At 61.1% G+C, this 17,655-nt stretch carries 16 protein-coding genes; 7 read left to right on the top strand and 9 right to left on the bottom strand.

Annotated elements, in window-relative coordinates; translation table 11 throughout:
* The first annotated feature begins 105 nt into the window (after positions 1 to 105).
* The 5 genes from KHO33_RS34405 (at position 106) to KHO33_RS34385 (ending at position 6,558) form a co-directional block, all read left to right on the top strand.
* Complete coding sequence (locus KHO33_RS34405) at positions 106 to 879, top strand: SDR family oxidoreductase (RefSeq protein ID WP_200567140.1); 774 nt, start codon at positions 106 to 108, stop codon at positions 877 to 879.
* Positions 880 to 949: 70 nt separating this feature from the next.
* Complete coding sequence (locus tag KHO33_RS34400) at positions 950 to 2,185, top strand: acyl-CoA dehydrogenase family protein (RefSeq protein ID WP_200567141.1); 1,236 nt, start codon at positions 950 to 952, stop codon at positions 2,183 to 2,185.
* A 113-nt stretch (positions 2,186 to 2,298) separates the two neighbouring features.
* Complete coding sequence (locus tag KHO33_RS34395) at positions 2,299 to 4,026, top strand: long-chain fatty acid--CoA ligase (RefSeq protein ID WP_200567142.1); 1,728 nt, start codon at positions 2,299 to 2,301, stop codon at positions 4,024 to 4,026.
* Positions 4,023 to 5,579, top strand: a complete 1,557-nt coding sequence (locus tag KHO33_RS34390) for a class I adenylate-forming enzyme family protein (protein ID WP_200567143.1) — start codon at positions 4,023 to 4,025, stop codon at positions 5,577 to 5,579. Before KHO33_RS34395 ends, KHO33_RS34390 begins: the two co-directional genes overlap by 4 nt.
* A 73-nt stretch (positions 5,580 to 5,652) precedes the next feature.
* A complete protein-coding gene (locus KHO33_RS34385) occupies positions 5,653 to 6,558 on the top strand; it encodes an SDR family oxidoreductase (RefSeq protein ID WP_200567144.1) in 906 nt (301 codons plus the stop codon).
* A gap of 74 nt (positions 6,559 to 6,632) precedes the next feature.
* Here KHO33_RS34385 and KHO33_RS34380 read toward each other — a convergent pair whose 3' ends face one another.
* The 7 genes from KHO33_RS34380 to KHO33_RS34350 form a co-directional block, all read right to left on the bottom strand.
* Positions 6,633 to 7,817, bottom strand: a complete 1,185-nt coding sequence (locus tag KHO33_RS34380) for an ABC transporter substrate-binding protein (RefSeq protein WP_200567145.1) — start codon at positions 7,815 to 7,817, stop codon at positions 6,633 to 6,635.
* Between the two features lie 86 nt (positions 7,818 to 7,903).
* Positions 7,904 to 8,611 (bottom strand): ABC transporter ATP-binding protein, encoded by a 708-nt coding sequence (locus KHO33_RS34375; RefSeq protein WP_200567146.1) that lies wholly within the window; start codon positions 8,609 to 8,611, stop codon positions 7,904 to 7,906.
* The gene (locus KHO33_RS34370) at positions 8,598 to 9,362 is read right to left on the bottom strand and encodes an ABC transporter ATP-binding protein (RefSeq protein ID WP_200567147.1); all 765 of its coding nucleotides are present in this window, start codon (positions 9,360 to 9,362) and stop codon (positions 8,598 to 8,600) included. Before KHO33_RS34370 ends, KHO33_RS34375 begins: the two co-directional genes overlap by 14 nt.
* On the bottom strand, positions 9,355 to 10,365 hold the full coding sequence (locus tag KHO33_RS34365) for a branched-chain amino acid ABC transporter permease (RefSeq protein ID WP_200567148.1): 1,011 nt from the start codon (positions 10,363 to 10,365) through the stop codon (positions 9,355 to 9,357). Before KHO33_RS34365 ends, KHO33_RS34370 begins: the two co-directional genes overlap by 8 nt.
* Before the next feature lie 8 nt (positions 10,366 to 10,373).
* Positions 10,374 to 11,237: a branched-chain amino acid ABC transporter permease gene (locus tag KHO33_RS34360; RefSeq protein WP_234475395.1), complete on the bottom strand. Its 864-nt coding sequence runs from the start codon at positions 11,235 to 11,237 to the stop codon at positions 10,374 to 10,376.
* A gap of 366 nt (positions 11,238 to 11,603) precedes the next feature.
* On the bottom strand, positions 11,604 to 12,695 hold the full coding sequence (locus KHO33_RS34355; protein WP_200567150.1) for a porin: 1,092 nt from the start codon (positions 12,693 to 12,695) through the stop codon (positions 11,604 to 11,606).
* Positions 12,696 to 13,171: 476 nt separating this feature from the next.
* Positions 13,172 to 14,083, bottom strand: coding sequence for a LysR family transcriptional regulator (locus KHO33_RS34350; RefSeq protein WP_054038672.1), 912 nt, complete (start codon positions 14,081 to 14,083; stop codon positions 13,172 to 13,174).
* A gap of 139 nt (positions 14,084 to 14,222) precedes the next feature.
* Between KHO33_RS34350 and KHO33_RS34345 the strand changes: the two genes are divergently transcribed.
* Both KHO33_RS34345 and KHO33_RS34340 read left to right on the top strand, forming a co-directional pair.
* Entirely contained in the window at positions 14,223 to 15,317 is a 1,095-nt protein-coding gene (locus KHO33_RS34345; RefSeq protein ID WP_200567151.1) for a tartrate dehydrogenase, read from the top strand.
* A 99-nt stretch (positions 15,318 to 15,416) separates the two neighbouring features.
* Complete coding sequence (locus KHO33_RS34340; protein ID WP_200567152.1) at positions 15,417 to 16,712, top strand: MFS transporter; 1,296 nt, start codon at positions 15,417 to 15,419, stop codon at positions 16,710 to 16,712.
* Positions 16,713 to 16,845: 133 nt separating this feature from the next.
* Here KHO33_RS34340 and KHO33_RS34335 read toward each other — a convergent pair whose 3' ends face one another.
* Together KHO33_RS34335 and KHO33_RS34330 are read right to left on the bottom strand one after the other, a co-directional pair.
* Positions 16,846 to 17,127: a hypothetical protein gene (locus tag KHO33_RS34335; RefSeq protein ID WP_200567153.1), complete on the bottom strand. Its 282-nt coding sequence runs from the start codon at positions 17,125 to 17,127 to the stop codon at positions 16,846 to 16,848.
* Positions 17,128 to 17,247: 120 nt separating this feature from the next.
* Positions 17,248 to 17,571 carry a hypothetical protein gene (locus KHO33_RS34330; RefSeq protein WP_054038679.1) on the bottom strand — a complete coding sequence of 108 codons (324 nt, stop codon included), beginning with the start codon at positions 17,569 to 17,571 and terminating at the stop codon, positions 17,248 to 17,250.
* Between the last annotated feature and the right edge of the window lie 84 nt (positions 17,572 to 17,655).

Raw genomic sequence — 17,655 nt, 5'->3', positions numbered from 1 at the left:
GTGAATGAGCGTGCTTTTATTTACAGGCTGAATTTCGGCACGTATGATGGGTAGCAAATCTGGAATATAAGTCTGCATTGCAGAACAACTTGGAGGAGCGTCGTAATGTCTGTGAAAGACCTGTTTCAACTGGACGGCAAGGTTGCACTGATCACCGGAGGCTCACGCGGGCTGGGCCTGCAAATGGCCGAGGCACTGGGAGAAATGGGCTGCCGCGTGGCGATCACCGCGCGTAAGACCAATGAGCTCGCCGAAGCGAAAACGCATCTGCAAAGCCGGGGTGTCGAGGTACAGACCATCGTCAACGATCTGCAGCGCTTCGAGGGTATCCCTGGTCTCGTGGATGAAGTGCTCGGCCTGCATGGCAGCATCGACATTCTCGTGAACAACGCAGGCGCGACGTGGGGCGCACCGGCCGAGGACTACCCCGACGAGGCGTGGCACAAGGTGATGAACCTGAATGTCCATGCGCCGTTTTTCGTCGCTCGGGAAGTCGGCAAGCGCAGCATGATCCCGCGTCGTGCGGGCAAGATCATCAACATCGCGTCGGTGGCGGGGCTGAAGGGTTCGCCGCCCGGCATGAATACGATTGCCTACAACACCTCCAAGGCTGCGGCGATCAATTTCACGCGGGCGCTTGCGGCGGAATGGGGCAAGTACAACATCAACGTCAACGCGGTCTGCCCCGGATTTTTCCCGTCGAAGATGACGGCGGGCTTGCTCGACAAACTCGAAGACACCGTCGTCTCGCGCACGCCGTTGCAGCGTCTCGGCGGCGATGAGGATCTCAAAGGTCCGGTCGTGTTCCTCGCGAGTGAGGCGTCGCGTCATATCACGGGACAGTATTTTGCGGTGGATGGCGGCTCGATCATTGTTTGATTGAGTGGTCTTCAGACGCAGCGCGCTGGCAAGGGCGCGCTGCGTCTACCTAAAAAGATGGAGACGCCGCATGAATTTTCAGCACTCGGACAAGGTCAAGAGTTTGCAGCAGCGCCTGAACGCTTTCATGGACGAGCACGTGTATCCAGCGGAGGCGGTTTTCGAAGCGCAGATGGACGCCGCGCGTGAATCCGGCAATCGCTGGCAGCCCGCGCCGGTCATCGAGGAATTGAAACAGAAAGCGAAGGCCGTGGGTTTGTGGAACCTGTTCCTGCCCGAATCGAAATACGGCGCGGGGCTCACCAACCTCGAATACGCACCGCTGTGCGAAATCATGGGGCGCTCGCATATCGGCGCGGAGCCTTTCAACTGCTCGGCGCCGGACACCGGCAACATGGAAACGCTGGTGCGTTACGCAACGCCGGAGCAGCAACAGCAATGGCTGCTGCCGTTGCTTGACGGCTCGATCCGCTCGGCCTTTGCAATGACCGAGCCGGAAGTGGCGTCGTCAGACGCGACCAATATCGAAGCACGCATTGAACGCGACGGCAACGATTACATTCTGAACGGCCGCAAATGGTGGACCTCGGGCGCGAACGATCCGCGCTGCAAGGTCCTCATCTTCATGGGCAAGTCCAGCCCGGACCACACCAACCGGCATCAGCAGCAATCGATGATTCTGGTGCCGATAGACACGCCGGGCGTGAAAGTACTGCGTCATCTGCCAGTATTCGGTTATGACGACGCGCCGCATGGTCACGCCGAAATCTCCTTTGAAAATGTACGTGTGCCGGCCAGCAACATGCTGCTCGGCGAGGGCCGCGGCTTCGAGATCGCGCAAGGGCGGCTCGGACCCGGCCGTATTCACCACTGCATGCGTTTGATCGGACGCGCTGAGCGTGCGCTCGAAGCGATGTGCCGCCGCTCGCTGGAACGCGTAGCGTTTGGCAAACCGATTGCGGACCAGGGCGTCACCCGCGAACGGATCGCGAATGCACGCATCATGATCGACCAGACGCGGTTTCTGGTGCTGAACGCGGCGCACAAGATGGATACGGTCGGCAACAAGGACGCACGTCAGGAGATCGCCATGATCAAGGTGGCCGCGCCCAGCATGGCGTGCCAGGTGATCGACTGGGCGATGCAGGTGCATGGCGGCGGCGCGGTCAGCGACGACTTCGGCCTCGCTCGCGCGTATGCGAGTTCGCGCACGCTGCGTTTCGCGGACGGCCCCGACGAAGTGCACCGTAACGCCATTGCGAAGATGGAGCTTGGACGTCATCTCGGGCATTCATCAAGCAACTGATTCCCTTGATTGCCATGACGCATTAACCCGCCGCGTCCTTCACGCGGCGGATGTGAACGAAGCGCGCACCATCCGTGTGAAACGCGCACAGACAGTAAAGGCAGGAGACGCCTATGAACGAACGCCATCACCCGAATTGGCCGCCGCAAGTGCCGCTGCATCTGACGCTGCCCGAGACCAATATTTTCTATAACGCCGAGGTGTCGGCGGCGCGTTTTCCCAACAAACCGTTCATCGTCTTCTACGACACGCCGGTTACGTTCGGCGAGTTCAAGGACGAAACCGAGCGTATCGCAGGGTTTCTTCAGCAGGAATGCCATGTCAAGGCGGGCGACCGCGTGCTGCTTTACATGCAGAATAGTCCGCAGTGGATCATCGCTTACTACGGGATCCTGCGTGCGAACGCCGTCGTGGTGCCGGTCAATCCGATGAACATGAGCGGTGAGCTGGCGCATTACGTCGAGGACAGCGAGGCGACCACGATCATTGCGCCGCAATGCCTGTTCGCGAACGTCGAGCCGTTGATTGGCAAGGGGCCGGGGCAGGGCATCGAGCACGTCATCGTCGCGACGTATAGCGATTATCTGAAGCGGCCGTCGCCGATTCCCGTTCCAGAGTTCGTGGCGGCGCCGCGCAAGACCTTCAATATTCCCGGCGTCACGCCCTGGCGCGAGGTGCTCGAACGGCATATCGCGCCGGGTCCGCTCACCACCGGTCCGGACGATCTGTGCGTGATGCCCTACACGTCCGGCACCACCGGCAAGCCGAAGGGCTGCATGCATACGCATCGCAGCGTGATGAGCACGCTGCTCGGCGGTTGCGTCTGGTTCTCGGCGCCGCCGGACGGTGTGTATCTATCGATATTGCCGTTCTTTCATGTGACCGGCATGCAAGGCGGCATGAACAGCGCGGTCTACTCCGGCGCCACGATTATCGTGTTGCCGCGCTGGGATCGCGAAGCCGCGGCGCTATGCATGCAGAAATATCGCGTGACCGCATGGCAGTCGATCACGGCGATGATGGTCGATTTTCTGTCGAACCCGAAGCTCGGCGAGTACGACCTGTCTAGCCTGACGGGCGCACGGGGCGGCGGCGCGGCAATGCCGGACGCGATTGCCAGAAAGCTCAAGTCGCTGACAGGGCTCGATTATGTCGAAGGCTACGGCATGTCGGAGACGATTGCTGGCACGCACATCAACCCCCCGCATCGGCCGAAGCCGCAGTGCCTGGGCATTCCCGTATTCGACGTGGACTCGCGCGTGATCGATCCAGTCACGCTGCAGGAACTACCGCAAGGCGAAACCGGCGAGATCATCGTGAACGCGCCGCAGGTGATGCAAGGCTACTGGCGCAATCCCAAGGCGACTGAAGAAGCGTTTATCGAACTCGACGGCAAGCGTTTTCTACGTACCGGCGACCTCGGTCATATCGACGAGGACGGCTATTTCTTCATGACCGATCGCCTCAAGCGCATGATCAATGCATCGGGCTATAAGGTGTGGCCCGCGGAAGTCGAGGCGCTTATGTACCGGCATCCCGCGATCCAGGAGGTGTGTGTGATCGGCGTGAAGGACGCGAAGCGCGGCGAAACGGTCAAGGCGCTGGTGGTGCCCGCCGCGGTGCATGCCGGCGCGATCACGGAGCAGGAAATCATCGACTGGGCGCACGATCAGATGGCGTCTTACAAGGCGCCGCGCATTGTCGAGTTCGTGACGTCGCTGCCCAAGTCGGGCAGCGGCAAGATCCTGTGGCGCAAGTTGCAGGAAGAGGATGCGGCACGCACGGCCGCGGCGAGTGAGAGCAACGGCGACACTGGCAACATAGGAGGCGCCTCATCATGACATGGCTCGAAGCCTTACTGGACGAACCCTTCGTCTGCATCACCGATATGCTCCGCCGCTTCGCTAAAGAACGCGGTGAGCACGCGGCATTGATCTGTGACGGGGAGGTCGTGACTTATGCCGCGCTTGATGCACGAGTCGATCGCTTTGCTGCCGCGTTGCAGCGCGACGGCATCAAGCCTTGCGATGCGATTGCTTTATGCGCGGCCGCTTCGGTGGAATACGCTGTGGTGTTTCTCGGCGGCTTGCGGGCAGGGGCGGCGGTCGCGCCGCTCGCGCCGTCGTCGAGCGCGGCGAGTCTCGTCAGCATGATCGGCAATTCGGGTGCGCGGCTATTGTTTCTCGATGCCGACGTCAAGCGTTTGCTCGAACCGGTGGCCGCCGAGATCAGCGCAATCCCCATCGCACTCGATGCGCACGCGGGCGGCACCCCGCTTGAAGCGTGGCTCGCGCCCAAGGGTGCGACGCCTGAAGCTGTCACGATCAATCCGGCGTGGCCGTTCAACATCATCTATTCGTCAGGCACTACGGGTACGCCGAAAGGCATTGTGCAGTCGCACGGCATGCGCTGGGCTTATGCGGTGCGCAGCATCGAACGTGGCTATGGCCCAGACGCCACCACGCTCATCTCCACGCCGTTGTATTCGAACACGACGCTCGTAAGTTTCATGCCGACGCTGACATTCGGCGGCACAGTCGTGTTGATGCCGAAATTCGACGCCACACGTTATCTCGAACTGGCGCAACAGTACCGCGTCACGCATACCATGCTGGTGCCGGTCCAGTATCAGCGCTTGATGGCCCATCCAGACTTCGACCGTTACGACCTCTCCAGCTTTCAGGCCAAGTTCTGCACGAGCGCGCCGTTTGCGGCGAGCGTGAAGGCGGACGTGGTGCGCCGCTGGCCGGGCAAGCTCACCGAGTACTACGGCATGACCGAAGGCGGTGGCTCGTGTCAGTTGGAGGCCAACGAATGGCCCACCAAGCTGCATACGGTCGGCAAACCGATCGAAGGTCACGATATTCGTCTGATCGACGAGCTCGGCAACGAGGTCGCAGCGGGCGAGGTGGGCGAAATCGTCGGCCATTCGCCCGCGATGATGACCGGCTACTACCGTCAACCGGAGAAAACTGCCGAGGCGGAGTGGTACGACCCGAGTGGCAAGCGCTTCATCCGCACAGGCGACATGGGTCGTTTCGACGCAGACGGATTTTTGACGCTGCTCGATCGCAAGAAGGACATGATCATTTCGGGTGGCTTCAACGTTTATCCGAGCGACCTCGAGGCTGAACTGTGCTCGCACCCGGATGTCGCGGATGTGGCCGTGGTGGGCGCGCAGTCGGAGCAATGGGGCGAGACGCCGGTTGCGTTCGTGGTGCTTCGCCCGGCTGCACCGATCGATGCCGACACGCTGCTGGCCTGGGTCAACGCGCGGCTCGGCAAGATGCAGCGGCTCTCCGCGCTGACCTTTGTCGACGCGTTGCCGCGCAGTCCGATCGGCAAGGTGCTGAAACGGGAATTGCGCGAGCAGTACTATCCCGCCGCGCGCTAGCACAGTGTATAGAGACGTCCGAATACACCTGGCTGGATAGACCAACTCACACCAACTGGCAATGGGACAAGGCATGGACAATTTTGAAGGCAAGGTTGCAGTGATTACCGGCGCGGGCTCCGGATTCGGCCGCGAGTTCGCACGGCTCGGCACGAAGCTGGGCATGCGCCTCGTACTCGCCGACGTACAACAGGACGCACTCGACGAAACCTTCGCCGAGGTGAGCGCGGCCGGCGCACAGGCCATCGCGCGCCGCGTCGATGTTGCGAAAGGCGAGGAAATCGAAGCACTGGCGCGCGCCACGCTCGACGCCTTCGGTGGCGTGCATCTGGTGTTCAACAATGCGGGCGTAGGCGGCAGCGGCGGCCTTGTGTGGGAGAACACCGAACGCGACTGGCAATGGCTGCTCGGCGTCAACCTTTGGGGCGTGATTCACGGCGTGCGGGCTTTCACACCGCTGATGCTCGAGGCCGCCAAACGCGATCCGGACTATCGCGGGCACATCGTCAACACGGCGTCGATGGCTGGCATGCTCAATCCGCCCATGATGGGGCCGTACAACGTGTCGAAGCATGCGGTGGTGTCGCTGACCGAGTCGCTTTATCAGGATCTTTCGCTGGTCACGCAGCAGGTGACGTGCTCGGTGTTGTGCCCGTACTTTGTGCCGACGGGTATCGCGAAGGCCCACCGCAATCGTCCGTCCGAACTGGACAACGATACGCCGCCGACCTTGTCGCAACGCGTGTCGCGCATGATGAGCGAAAAGGCGGTGAGTTCGGGGAAGGTGAGTGCGGAAACCGTCGCGGGCATGGTGTTCGATGCGATCCGCGAAGAGCAGTTCTATATCTTCTCGCATCCGCACGCGCTGGCCGCAGTGAAAACGCGCGCTGAGGATATCGTGACGCCGCGTAATCCGACCGATCCGTTTGCCGAGCGGCCCGATGTGCGTGTTCAGATTATCGAGGCGTTGAAGGGGTAATCCGAACTGGAAATGCGCAAAGCGCCGTGGAACCCACGGCGCTTTTTTTACGCCTATATCAGGCCGTCACATCGTCACTTCGCCGCTGTCAGTGAACTCAACACCGCCGACTTCAACTGTCCACCCTGAACCACTGCCGCAACCGGATTACCGATCACAAAGCCACCGTGGTCATCGACGCCCGTCACACTCTGCGGATTGGCCTGTGGCGGCAGCGCCTTCACGGCTTTATCGAACTGATTGCGGATCGCGGTCGCATCACTGACGCTGCCGGCCAGCTTCATCGCGATGGCAGTCGCGTAGACCGCGGTGTAGTTCAGCGATACTTCCTGGCTCGGATCGCGGCCGCCGTGACTCTTGCGGAAGCGCTCGACAAACGCTTTAGCGTTCGGCGTTTCATCGTTGGCCAGCGGCAATACCCCGATCGCGCCGTTCAGCGGTGCATAGCCGCCGGTCACCTTGGCCACTTCGTCGAGCTTGGCCTGGTCCATCACGATAAAGCCACCCTTGAAACCCAGTTCGCGTGCCTGCTGCGCAATCAGGCCAGTCGGCTCGGACGGGCCGCCGATAAACATCACATCCGGTTTGGCTGCCAGCACACGGCTTACGCCGCTGTAGAAATCGGTGGCGCGGTTATACGACATCGAATTGTCCGCGACGATCGTGCCACCGGCGGCTTCCCACGCGGGCTTGAATGCGGCGACCCAGACCTTGCCGTAGTCGGTGTCGGTGGCGGCGAGTGCGACCTTCTTGCCGTACGTCGCCATTTCGTACTTGATGAACGAGTTCAGATATGACGTGAACGCCGGGGGAATACGCACAGTGAGCTTGTTGCCGCGCTCGCTGATCTGCGGCACGCTGGTGTACGAGAGCAGCAGTAGTTTCTGTTGCTCATTGCTGGTCTGCACGGCGAAGCCCCCGCCCGAATGCGGCACGAGCACCACAGCGGCCTGCTGTTCCTGCGCAAGACGCCGGGCGTTGATCGCGGTTTCGGCGGGGTTGTATTTGTCGTCGAGCGGCACGATTTCGAGCTTGATCTTCTTGCCGGCCACTTCGATACCGGCCTGATTGACGTCGGCGGCGGCCATCTGCATGCCTTCGAGCACTTCCTGGCCGTACTTCGCCGCGCCTCCGCTCAACGGACCAGAGTAACCGATATGCACCACCTGCTGCGCCATCGCGGCGCCCGTGCCCAGCAGCGCAGTCGTGGCGACCGCCGCAACTACTCCAGCGCGTCCGCACAAGCGTTTGATCGTCATACGTGTCTCCTTTGGGATTGTTTGAATATGGCCCGACGCTCATGGTCACATTTATGGCCATGCGTCAGGCTGTGCATCAAATCCGTTCAGCCGCCGACGTAAGCGCGCCGGATTGCTTCGTTGTTCATCAGACTCGCGTGATCGCCTTCGAGCACGATGCGGCCGTTCTCGATCACGTAGGCACGGTGCGCGATCTTCAACGCTGCAAACGCGTTCTGTTCGGCGAGTAGCACCGTCGTGCCCGCGCGATTGATCTGCTGGATCACCTCGAACACCTGCTTGACCACCAGCGGCGCGAGACCGAGCGACGGTTCGTCGAGCAGCAGCACCTTGGGCCGGGCCATCATCGCGCGGCCGATCGCCACCATCTGCTGCTGCCCGCCGGACAGCGAGCCGGCCGCATGATCCTTGCGCTCCGCGAGAAGCGGAAAGAGTGCGAATACCTGATCGAGATTGCGCTGATTGCCGGCCTTGTCGCCGCGATGCACATAGGCGCCGAGCGTGAGGTTCTTCAGCACCGACATGCCCGGGAACAGCTTGCGGCCCTCGGGGCACTGAATCACGCCGTTGCGCACGATTTGCGCGGGCGTCATGCCGAGCAGTTCGCGCGTTCCGAGGCGCAGGCTGCCGCTCGTGGCGCGGCGCAGGCCGCTTGCCGCGAGAAAGATCGAACTCTTGCCCGCACCGTTGGCGCCGAGCAGCACGACCAGTTCGCCGTCGTCCGCGTGCAGCGTGATGCCGTCCAGCGCGCGGAAACTGCCGTAATCGAGCGCGACGTTCTCAAACTTCAGCATGTTCGCTCCCCAGATAGGCATCGATCACGGCCGGGTTGGCGCGAATCTCGGCAGGCGTGCCCTCGGCGATTTTCTTGCCGTAGTTCAGCACCATGATGCGATCGGCGAGCTTCATGATCATGTTCATTTTGTGTTCCACCAGGCACACCGTCACGCCGTGTTTCACCAGCTTGCGGATCAGTTCGGCGAGGCCTTCGGTCTCTTCGGGATTGACGCCGCCGGCGGGCTCGTCGAGCAGCATCAGGCTCGGTTCGGTGGCGAGCGCGAGCGCCACGGCGGAACGCTTGCGCTCTTCCTGCGAGATGTCGCCGGCCATCCGTTCCGCAATCGCCGACAGTCCGACGAAATCCAGGGCCTCGCGCGCCTTCTCGCGGCAGATACGCTCTTCCTGCTTGAGCCGCGTGGAATGCGTCAACACGTCCCACAGCCCCGAGCGGGTGCGCAGCCGGTGGCCGACGATCAGGTTGTCGAGCACGCTGGCCCGGTCGAACAGCGCGGTGGATTGAAATGTGCGCGCAATGCCGAGGCGCGCCATCTGGTCGGCGGCCAGCTTTGTCACGTCCTGACCTTTGAAGCGGATGCGCCCCGAGCTCGGCAGATGGGTGCCGCTGATCAGATTGAAGAACGTGGTCTTGCCCGCGCCGTTCGGTCCGATGATTGCATTGATCTTGCCGGCTTCGATGTGCGTGCTGACGTCGTCGACCGCGACGAGACCGCCGAAGCGTTTGCTGAGCGAGTCGATTTCAAGCATGACGGTCTCCGCGCGTGGGCTGCGATTGACGCGAGACGACACCGTTTTTTGCCGTTGCCAGTTTCGCGTGCTTGCTCTTTCTCGCCCTATACAAACCGACGATCCCGTTCGGCAAAAAGATCACCAGCAAAATGAGAATCGGCCCGAACACGACGAAACGGTACGCCTGCAAGAACTGCAGATACTGCGTGAGCCAGGGTATGGCGAGCGCGCCGAGCAGCGGGCCGGCGAGGGTGCCGATGCCGCCCACCAGCATGTACATGGTCATGTCAAAGGTATGTTCGACGCCGGCAAGATCCGGTCCGAGAAAGCGCACAGACCCCGCATAGAGTCCACCCGCAAGCCCGGCATAGACGACCGACAGCACGAAGGCCAGCACCTTGTTGCGCATCAGGTTGATACCAAGCGACTGTGCGAGACCGTCGCTATTGCGGATCGCCATGAAGGTCCGGCCGAGCAGCGAGTCGGCGATGCGATGCATCAGCCACACGCCGAGCACCAGAAAGGCGAACACCAGGTAATAGAGCGGCCGCGGATTTTCAAACGAGACGATGCCGAAGCCCGAAGGCGCCGGGATGCCGACAATGTCCGAGACGCCATGCGTAAGGCTGTCCCATTTCTCGATGACGAGAAACATGATGTAGCCGACGCACAGCGTAAAAATAGAAAAGTAGTGGCCGCGCAGACGCAGCGACACAAGGCCGACCAGCGCACCCAGTATCGCGACGACAACGCCCGACGCAATGAACGCGATCCAGAACGGCACCTGATGATCGACCGTGAGAATGCCCACCGTGTACGCGCCCACCGCCATGAAGCTGCCGTGCGCGAGATTGAACTGCCCCGTATAGCCGGTGATCAGATTCAGCCCGACGGTGGCCAGCGCGAAGACGTACGCGGTGGACATCACGGTGAGCATGTAGTCATTGGTGGCCAGAAACGGAAACACGAGACCGAGCACGAACAGCAGTGTCCACCCCAGCTTGCCCTCGAACAATTTCATGACTGGTTTCACGATGCGCGCAATTCCCTGGTGAACAGTCCTTGAGGACGAACCGACAGGATCACCACCAGCAGAACGAAGGCGATGATGTCCTTGTAGTCGGTCGAAATGTAGAAGGCGCCGAAGCTCTCCGCCATGCCGATGATCAATCCGCCGACGATCGCGCCCGGCACGCTGCCCATGCCGCCGAGAATGATGATCACGAAGGCTTTCAGGATCACCAGTTGGCCCATCGCGGGATAGACGAGGTTGATCGGCGCGTACAACGTGGCGGCCACGGCGGCGAGGAGGCCGGAGATGCCGAAAGTCAGCATCGTCACCTTGTTGGCGTCGATGCCCATCAGCGAGGCGCCTTCGCGGTCCTGCGCCATCGCGATGATGCTCGAACCGATCACCGTGTATTTGAGGAAGAGTTGCAGCAGCACCACCAACGCGAACGCTGCGCCGATGATCAGCAGGCGCTGCACGGGCGCGGTCACGCCGCCCAGATCGATGATCCCCGCGTAAGGCGTGGCCATACGATGAAAGTCCGCGCCCCAGATCGCCTGCGCACCGGCTTCGAGAAACAGCAGGAGGCCGATTGCGGCGATCATCGGATGCAATTCGGAAGATTTACGCAATGGATGGAACACCAGCCGCTCGGCGAGGATCGCGAGTAACGCGACCGCGAGGCCGGAGCCGATCATCGCGAGCCAGTAGTTCCAGCCGAGCCGGCTCATCAGGTAGAACGAGACGAACGCGCCGACCATGTAGAACGCGCCGTGAGCGAAATTGGGCACGGCGAGAATGCCGTAGACCAGCGTGAGTCCGAGTGCGACGAGACTGTAGATGCCGCCCAGCGTCAAGCCGTTGAGAAGCTGCTGCAAAAACATGTCCACGCTTTGACACCCTCCAACGGAGGCGCGCTGTGCAATCGTTACCCTTGCTGCGGGGAACGCATCGCCGCACGCCTGACTACGGACGGGACAACAGCCGCTTTCTCGAATCCGGCGACCGTTATCGACGGTTGTCGACGCTTAAAACACGCACGCATCGGCGCAAACTGAAGATGGTGATGTGTGGCGGCGTTAGAGAAATTTGGCACGGGCGTTCACTTTTCGTCAATAGGTTTTTCCATTGGATTGTTCTGCATTGCAGATTATTAGGGAAGTCACTTAGCTGACGCGCATCAAGTCGCCCATTTGCATGATCCGGCGCGCCGCTTGTGCGGCACGCCGGCATCTCGCGTTCTGCGGCGGTTAGAACATGTGCCGCATGCCGATGTTCACGCCGGCCGTTGTGCCGGTCACTTCGTTCAGTGCATTGTTGACAGACAGTCCGGTGTGCATGGCACCGTGGTTCGTCACGAAGCCGGCCTGCCCATACACCACGGTAGCCTTCGAGAGGGAATAGTCGATCCCGGTGGACGCCAGGATCGAATTGTTCGACGAGTTGTTGCCATCGCGCGTGACCCACACACCCGCGTCGACGTTCAGCGCAGGTGTGATGCGATAGCTGGCGCCGCCTGAATAGACACGATCGTTGAATGAGCCGGCCACCTTGTACTGCACGTAGGAAGCCTTCACGGTCAGGTTATTGAACACGTAGCTGGCGCCGATTGCACGGCCGTCGAATTCGACCACGCTCGGAATCGCGATCGATGCAGCGCTGCCGCCGGCATTGCCGCTGTAGAGCGCGGCATCGACGGTCAGCGTGCCGAGGTGGTAGCGCAGGCTCGCCGAGTACTGCCGTCCCGCCTGAAAGTCCCCGGCCGTGCCGCCCAGCGCCATCATCGCGCTGGCTTGCAAGCCAGCGATTTCCGGCGACGTGTACGAAATGCCGTTCGGGTTGAACAGGCCGGTCACATAGACGTTGTTGAGATAGGTGATGAGACCGCTGCCGAAGTACGACATCTCACGCGGATCGAAGTCGTACACCGCGAGAAAGAAGGGCGAGAACTGCAAGCCGGCCTTGACCGTACCGTAGCGGCTGTCCACACCGACCCAAGCCTGCCGCCCGAACGCGTTGCCGTTCGAATTGCTGAACGCGCCGTTGGCGATGCTGATACCGCTTTCGAGTTCGAAGATCGCGCGCATGCTGCCGCCGAGATCTTCGGCGCCACGCAAGCCGAAGCGCGAGCCGGAAAGCCCGCTGTCGGTGAACGAGTATTGACGGCCGGCGTTCTGACCGGTGGTCGCGTTAAGCGTTTTGTTGGTGTAGAGGATCGAGCCGTCGACGATGCCGTACAGCGTGACACTGCTTTGCGCATGGGCGCTCTGGGCCGTGCCCAGGGCGCATGCGCCCACTAATCCAAGAATGGCTCCAATTCGATTGCGATGACTTGCCGGCATGCTTCGTGTCTCCTTGTTTATTGGAATCAATTGAACTGCCGAAGTAATGCTTGTGCTGCAAGATTCTGGCGATCTGTTGCGCGATACGATTTCAACAGGCGATAAAGAGCCCTCGCGATCTGGTAAGGGATGCGAAATAGTGGATCTGTTGGTACGCGTCTCGAGTCCGATTGCCGGCTGGCTTGTCTCCTGGGTGCTGGGGCGGCTCGGCGCTGCTAGGAGTTCATTGATCGCATGCTTGCGCACAGGATGCAGGCACAATTTGGCACGACCGTTCGTACTGTGTCAACGGGGGAAATCGCTCGTTTGGCCTGCAATGCAGGCCAAAATAGGGAAAACACCTGGCGCTGAAGGTGTGCTTGAACTGTGCCGTAAGGCTATGTAATACAAGGAGATTGCTGGAATTATCCGGTTTGAATTGCGAGGTCGGCAGCGGATGCAGTAGTTCTGCACTGCAGAACTAGCAAAGAACTGACTCAGCGTGCGCCGAACGTTTCGATCAGCATGTCGACGAATGCCTTGACCCGCGCCGTCATCTGCAACTGTTGCGGGTACACCGCGTAAATATCGGCATCGGGCGTGCGGTATTCCGGCAATACGTGGATCAGGCGACCATCGGCGAGATACTCCGCGATATCCCATTCGGCCCGCATCAGAATGCCGTGCCCGTCGAGCGCCCACTTCACCGCGATCTCGCCGTCATTGGTGGTGAGGTTGCCGCGCACGCGGACGGTCTCGGTCTTTTCGGCCGCGCCGCGTCCGCTGGTCAAACGCCATAGCCCGTAGCCATCGTCGCCCTGACGAATGCCGATGCAATTGTGTTGCGATAACTCCGCGGGACTGCGCGGTGCTCGTCGTTTGCTGAAATACGCGGGCGATGCACACAGCAGCCGGCGATTGGACGCGACCCGGCGCGCAATCACGCGCGCATCCGGTGGTTCGCCGAAACGCACGCACACGTCGAAGGCGTCGTCGCTAATCGGTGGCGGGTCGACGGAGAGTTGCAACTGCACGTCAACCTCGGGAAAGCGCCGCACAAATCGGGAAATAAGCGGCGCCACGTGACTGCGGCCGAAACCGAGCGTCGCGTTCACACGCAACAGGCCTTTCGGGGCTGCTTGTGAGCCGCCGAGCAACTGGGCCAGGTCGTCCATTTCGCTCAGGATGCGCCGCGCCCGGGTGAGATAGAGCTCGCCCTCCGGCGTGAGGCTCATGCGCCGCGTTGTGCGGTTGACAAGCGACACGCCCGCGCGCGATTCCATTTGCGCCAGATGCTTGCTCACGGCCGCCGTGCTCAAGCCGAGTTCGCGTGCAGTCGCGGTCAGGCTGCCGCTTGCGGCGAGCGTGGAGAAGAAGGCGAGGTCTTCCGGTTGTATCGACGAAGTCATGTGTTGAGTGGGCCAACGAGCAGGCCGTCGAGCAGCCCATTGTTAACTTCAGGTTAAGGATGCTTTGAGTCTAGCAGCGTTTCCGCGTGCTGTTGCCGTTCTAGGATGCAGCCATACGTTCAACACCAAGGAGACGGCAGTGAAGACCTATCGCATCGCAACCATTCCCGGCGACGGCATCGGCAAGGAAGTCGTGCCCGCGGGCCAACGGGTTCTCGAAGCCATCGCTGCGCAAAGCGACGCCTTCCAGTTCGAGTTCGAGAATTTCGACTGGGGCGGCGATTTCTACCGCCAGCACGGCGTGATGATGCCCGCCGATGGACTGGACGCCATCCGCAACAAGGATGCGATTCTGTTCGGCTCGGCGGGCGATCCACATATTCCCGATCACGTGACGCTTTGGGGTTTGCGCCTGAAGATCTGCCAGGGCTTCGATCAATACGCGAACGTGCGTCCTACCCGCATCCTGCCTGGCATCGATGCACCGTTAAAACGCTGTGGACCGAAGGATCTCGACTGGGTCATCGTTCGCGAGAACTCGGAGGGTGAGTATTCCGGCGTAGGCGGACGCGCACACCAGGGTCATCCGATCGAAGTCGCCACCGATGTTTCGATGATGACCCGCGCGGGCGTCGAGCGCATTCTTCGTTTCGCGTTCCGCCTCGCGCAATCGCGGCCGCGCAAGCTACTGACGGTGATCACCAAGAGCAATGCGCAACGCCACGCCATGGTCATGTGGGACGAGATTGCGCTCGAAGTCTCGAAGGAATTTCCCGACGTCAAATGGGACAAGGAACTCGTCGACGCCGCCACCGCGCGCATGGTCAACCGTCCGGCCACGCTGGACACGATCGTCGCCACGAACCTTCACGCGGACATTCTCAGCGATCTGGCCGCGGCACTGGCCGGCAGCCTCGGCATTGCTCCGACCGCGAATCTGGACCCCGAGCGCCGCTACCCCTCGATGTTCGAACCGATTCACGGTTCCGCTTTCGACATCATGGGCAAGGGTCTCGCCAATCCGGTCGGCACGTTCTGGTCGGTTGTGATGATGCTCGAGCATCTCGGCGAGATGGCCGCTGCTCAGCAATTGATGAGCGCGATCGAACGCATCACGGCTGACCCGGCGTTGCACACGGGCGACCTTGGTGGAACGGCCACGACCGTGCAGGTGACCGATGCCGTCTGCGCGATCCTCGCCGCGAAACCAGCGGCGGAGTTCAAAGCCGCCTGAGCACGTAACACGCAATACGCAATACACAACGCCCGCATCAGACAAAAACAAAACGCCCGGACGAAACCGTCACGGGCGATTCAAAGACTGGAGACTGGCATGGCCAATGAATTGCAAGCCCGTGTGGTTCGCAAGCTGACGTGGCGCATTTTGCCCTTCGTCATGCTGCTTTATTTTGTGAGCTTTCTCGATCGTGTGAACGTCGGTTTTGCCGCGCTCACGATGAACAAGGACCTCGGCCTCTCGCCGACCATGTTCGGGCTCGGCGGCGGCATCTTCTTTCTAGGGTATTTTCTGTGCGAAGTGCCCTCGAACCTCATTCTGAACAAGGTCGGTGCACGCATCTGGATCGCACGTGTGATGGTGACGTGGGGGCTGGTGTCGGCGGCGTCCGCGTTTGTCGTCGGGCCGAATTCGTTCTATACGCTGCGCTTTTTGCTCGGTGTGGCCGAAGCCGGCTTTTTCCCCGGCATCATTCTTTATCTCAGCCAGTGGTTTCCCGCACGGCAGCGTGCCGTTGCGGCGGCCGCGTTCATGGCGGCCGCGCCGTTGTCGACGGCAATCGGGTCACCCATTTCAGGTGCCATCATGCAGATGCCGGCCCTGTTCGGCTTGAAAGACTGGCAATGGCTTTTCCTTATCGAGGCAATTCCTGCTGTCGTACTCGGGTTCGTGGTTTTGAAAGCGCTCACCGATTCGCCGGAGAAGGCGAAGTGGCTTGCCGCGGATGAGAAAGCGTGGCTCGTCGCAACCTTGCGCGAAGAACGCGCGGGACGTGAATCGCAGGCAGGCCACGCGGCGGGTGCGCTCGCCGCGCTGCGCGACCCGCGCGTGTGGATCATGTCGATGATTTACTTCGGCACCTCGGCAGGACTCTATACGCTCGGACTGTGGGCGCCGCTGATCATTCGTCAATTCGGCTTTAGCGCACTCGGTACCGGCGCGTTGAACGCGATTCCGAGCGTACTGGCTGTGATCGGCATGGTGGTGTGGGCACGCCACTCGGATCGCACCGGCGAGCGCACGTGGCACGTGGTGATTCCGTGCGTCGCAGCCGGCGTCGGACTCGCGTGGGCGGGCTTTGCGGATACCGTCCTTGCGGTGGTGCTCGCGCTGATTCTCGTGAACGTGGGCATCAGCGCGGCCAAGGCGCCGCTATGGGCCATGCCGAGCACGTTCCTCTCTGGCGCCGGTGCAGCGGCTGGTATCGCGATGATCAACTCGATCGGCAATCTTGGCGGTTTCGTCGGTCCGTTTGCGATCGGCTGGCTGAAGAGTGTGACGGGGGGATATGCCGCAGGACTTTATGTGGTGGCGGCGAGTCTTGCGGTATCGGCCATGCTCGCGTTGGCTATCGGCCGGCGAGGATATCGGGCGGCTCCTGCGCCGCAATGATCTCGCTGGCTTTCTGATCGGTTTCCCGATTGACGATGTGCCTCGCTCCCGCGCTAATTGTTGTCCGCTGACATGGTGCGAACAATGGTTAGCGCGGAGACGGCGCCGAAGTGCGACGCATCATCGCGCGTATTCAATGCTTGAACAGTCGCGAGTCCTTACCCGCGAAATGCATCGTCGAAGATTGCGAAAAGCTTGTAGCGGGTGCGCCGTAACCTGAGCTGTCACCATAGCCCGACGTCTTGTGTGAGGGCTGCTGATATTGCGTACCCGCCTGATTGTTCTGCGTGTCTTGCATCGAGACGGTTGGTGTCGGTGTTGTGTCGTTCGTCGGTGTGTTCATCTGCTGCGCAAACGACAGGGTAGGGATGGCGACGATCGAAGCAATGAGCATGACGTGTTTGAGTGCTTTCATGAAGGCTCTCCAATAGTGTGATGGTGCCGCGCCGACCATTCCGGTCGACGCGTACCCACAGAATAAGAAGCTTTCCTTAACTTCTCCTTAGGGGCGCTCAAACAACTTTCTTCCGCGTTTTCAATCCCCATCCCCCCAACCATGGCGTTCACGCCATTCGCGCTCGTGCTCCTCATGCTCATGGTGGCGCCACTGCCGTTCGCGCCACTCCTGCCGCTCATGCCATTCACGGGCACGCCAGTCGTCGCCGTAGCCGTAGCCATATTCCACCACCGGCGGGGGCGCATAAACGACCGGCGGAGGCGCAATGTAAGCCGGTTGCGCAGGCACGAAAACCGGCCCGGGAATGCCGATGCCGATGCCCACGTCAACGTGCGCGGAAGCGACTGTGGAAGCCACTAATATCGCGCCGCCGAGAATCACTGATAATAGGTTCTTGCGCATGTTTTTCTTTTCGCCCGAAGATGGCAGGCGATGGCAGTGAAGATGGTGCGCAGTTTAGGCAGGGCCGCGGTTTGCAGGTGCAAG

It is taken from the genome of Paraburkholderia nemoris, assembly GCF_905221015.1.
GTDB lineage: Bacteria > Pseudomonadota > Gammaproteobacteria > Burkholderiales > Burkholderiaceae > Paraburkholderia > Paraburkholderia nemoris.
The sequence above is the reverse complement of the archived record's forward strand: the minus strand, read 5'-3'. Positions and strand labels throughout refer to the sequence as shown.

Bases quoted from the DNA above. Each gene is read 5' to 3' on its own strand.
- KHO33_RS34405 (WP_200567140.1), top strand. From the start codon at position 106: ATGTCTGTGAAAGACCTGTTTCAACTGGACGGCAAGGTTGCACTGATC.
- KHO33_RS34400 (WP_200567141.1), top strand. From the start codon at position 950: ATGAATTTTCAGCACTCGGACAAGGTCAAGAGTTTGCAGCAGCGCCTG.
- KHO33_RS34395 (WP_200567142.1), top strand. From the start codon at position 2,299: ATGAACGAACGCCATCACCCGAATTGGCCGCCGCAAGTGCCGCTGCAT.
- KHO33_RS34390 (WP_200567143.1), top strand. From the start codon at position 4,023: ATGACATGGCTCGAAGCCTTACTGGACGAACCCTTCGTCTGCATCACC.
- KHO33_RS34385 (WP_200567144.1), top strand. From the start codon at position 5,653: ATGGACAATTTTGAAGGCAAGGTTGCAGTGATTACCGGCGCGGGCTCC.
- KHO33_RS34380 (WP_200567145.1), bottom strand. From the start codon at position 7,817: ATGACGATCAAACGCTTGTGCGGACGCGCTGGAGTAGTTGCGGCGGTC.
- KHO33_RS34375 (WP_200567146.1), bottom strand. From the start codon at position 8,611: ATGCTGAAGTTTGAGAACGTCGCGCTCGATTACGGCAGTTTCCGCGCG.
- KHO33_RS34370 (WP_200567147.1), bottom strand. From the start codon at position 9,362: ATGCTTGAAATCGACTCGCTCAGCAAACGCTTCGGCGGTCTCGTCGCG.
- KHO33_RS34365 (WP_200567148.1), bottom strand. From the start codon at position 10,365: ATGAAATTGTTCGAGGGCAAGCTGGGGTGGACACTGCTGTTCGTGCTC.
- KHO33_RS34360 (WP_234475395.1), bottom strand. From the start codon at position 11,237: ATGTTTTTGCAGCAGCTTCTCAACGGCTTGACGCTGGGCGGCATCTAC.
- KHO33_RS34355 (WP_200567150.1), bottom strand. From the start codon at position 12,695: ATGCCGGCAAGTCATCGCAATCGAATTGGAGCCATTCTTGGATTAGTG.
- KHO33_RS34350 (WP_054038672.1), bottom strand. From the start codon at position 14,083: ATGACTTCGTCGATACAACCGGAAGACCTCGCCTTCTTCTCCACGCTC.
- KHO33_RS34340 (WP_200567152.1), top strand. From the start codon at position 15,417: ATGGCCAATGAATTGCAAGCCCGTGTGGTTCGCAAGCTGACGTGGCGC.
- KHO33_RS34335 (WP_200567153.1), bottom strand. From the start codon at position 17,127: ATGAAAGCACTCAAACACGTCATGCTCATTGCTTCGATCGTCGCCATC.
- KHO33_RS34330 (WP_054038679.1), bottom strand. From the start codon at position 17,571: ATGCGCAAGAACCTATTATCAGTGATTCTCGGCGGCGCGATATTAGTG.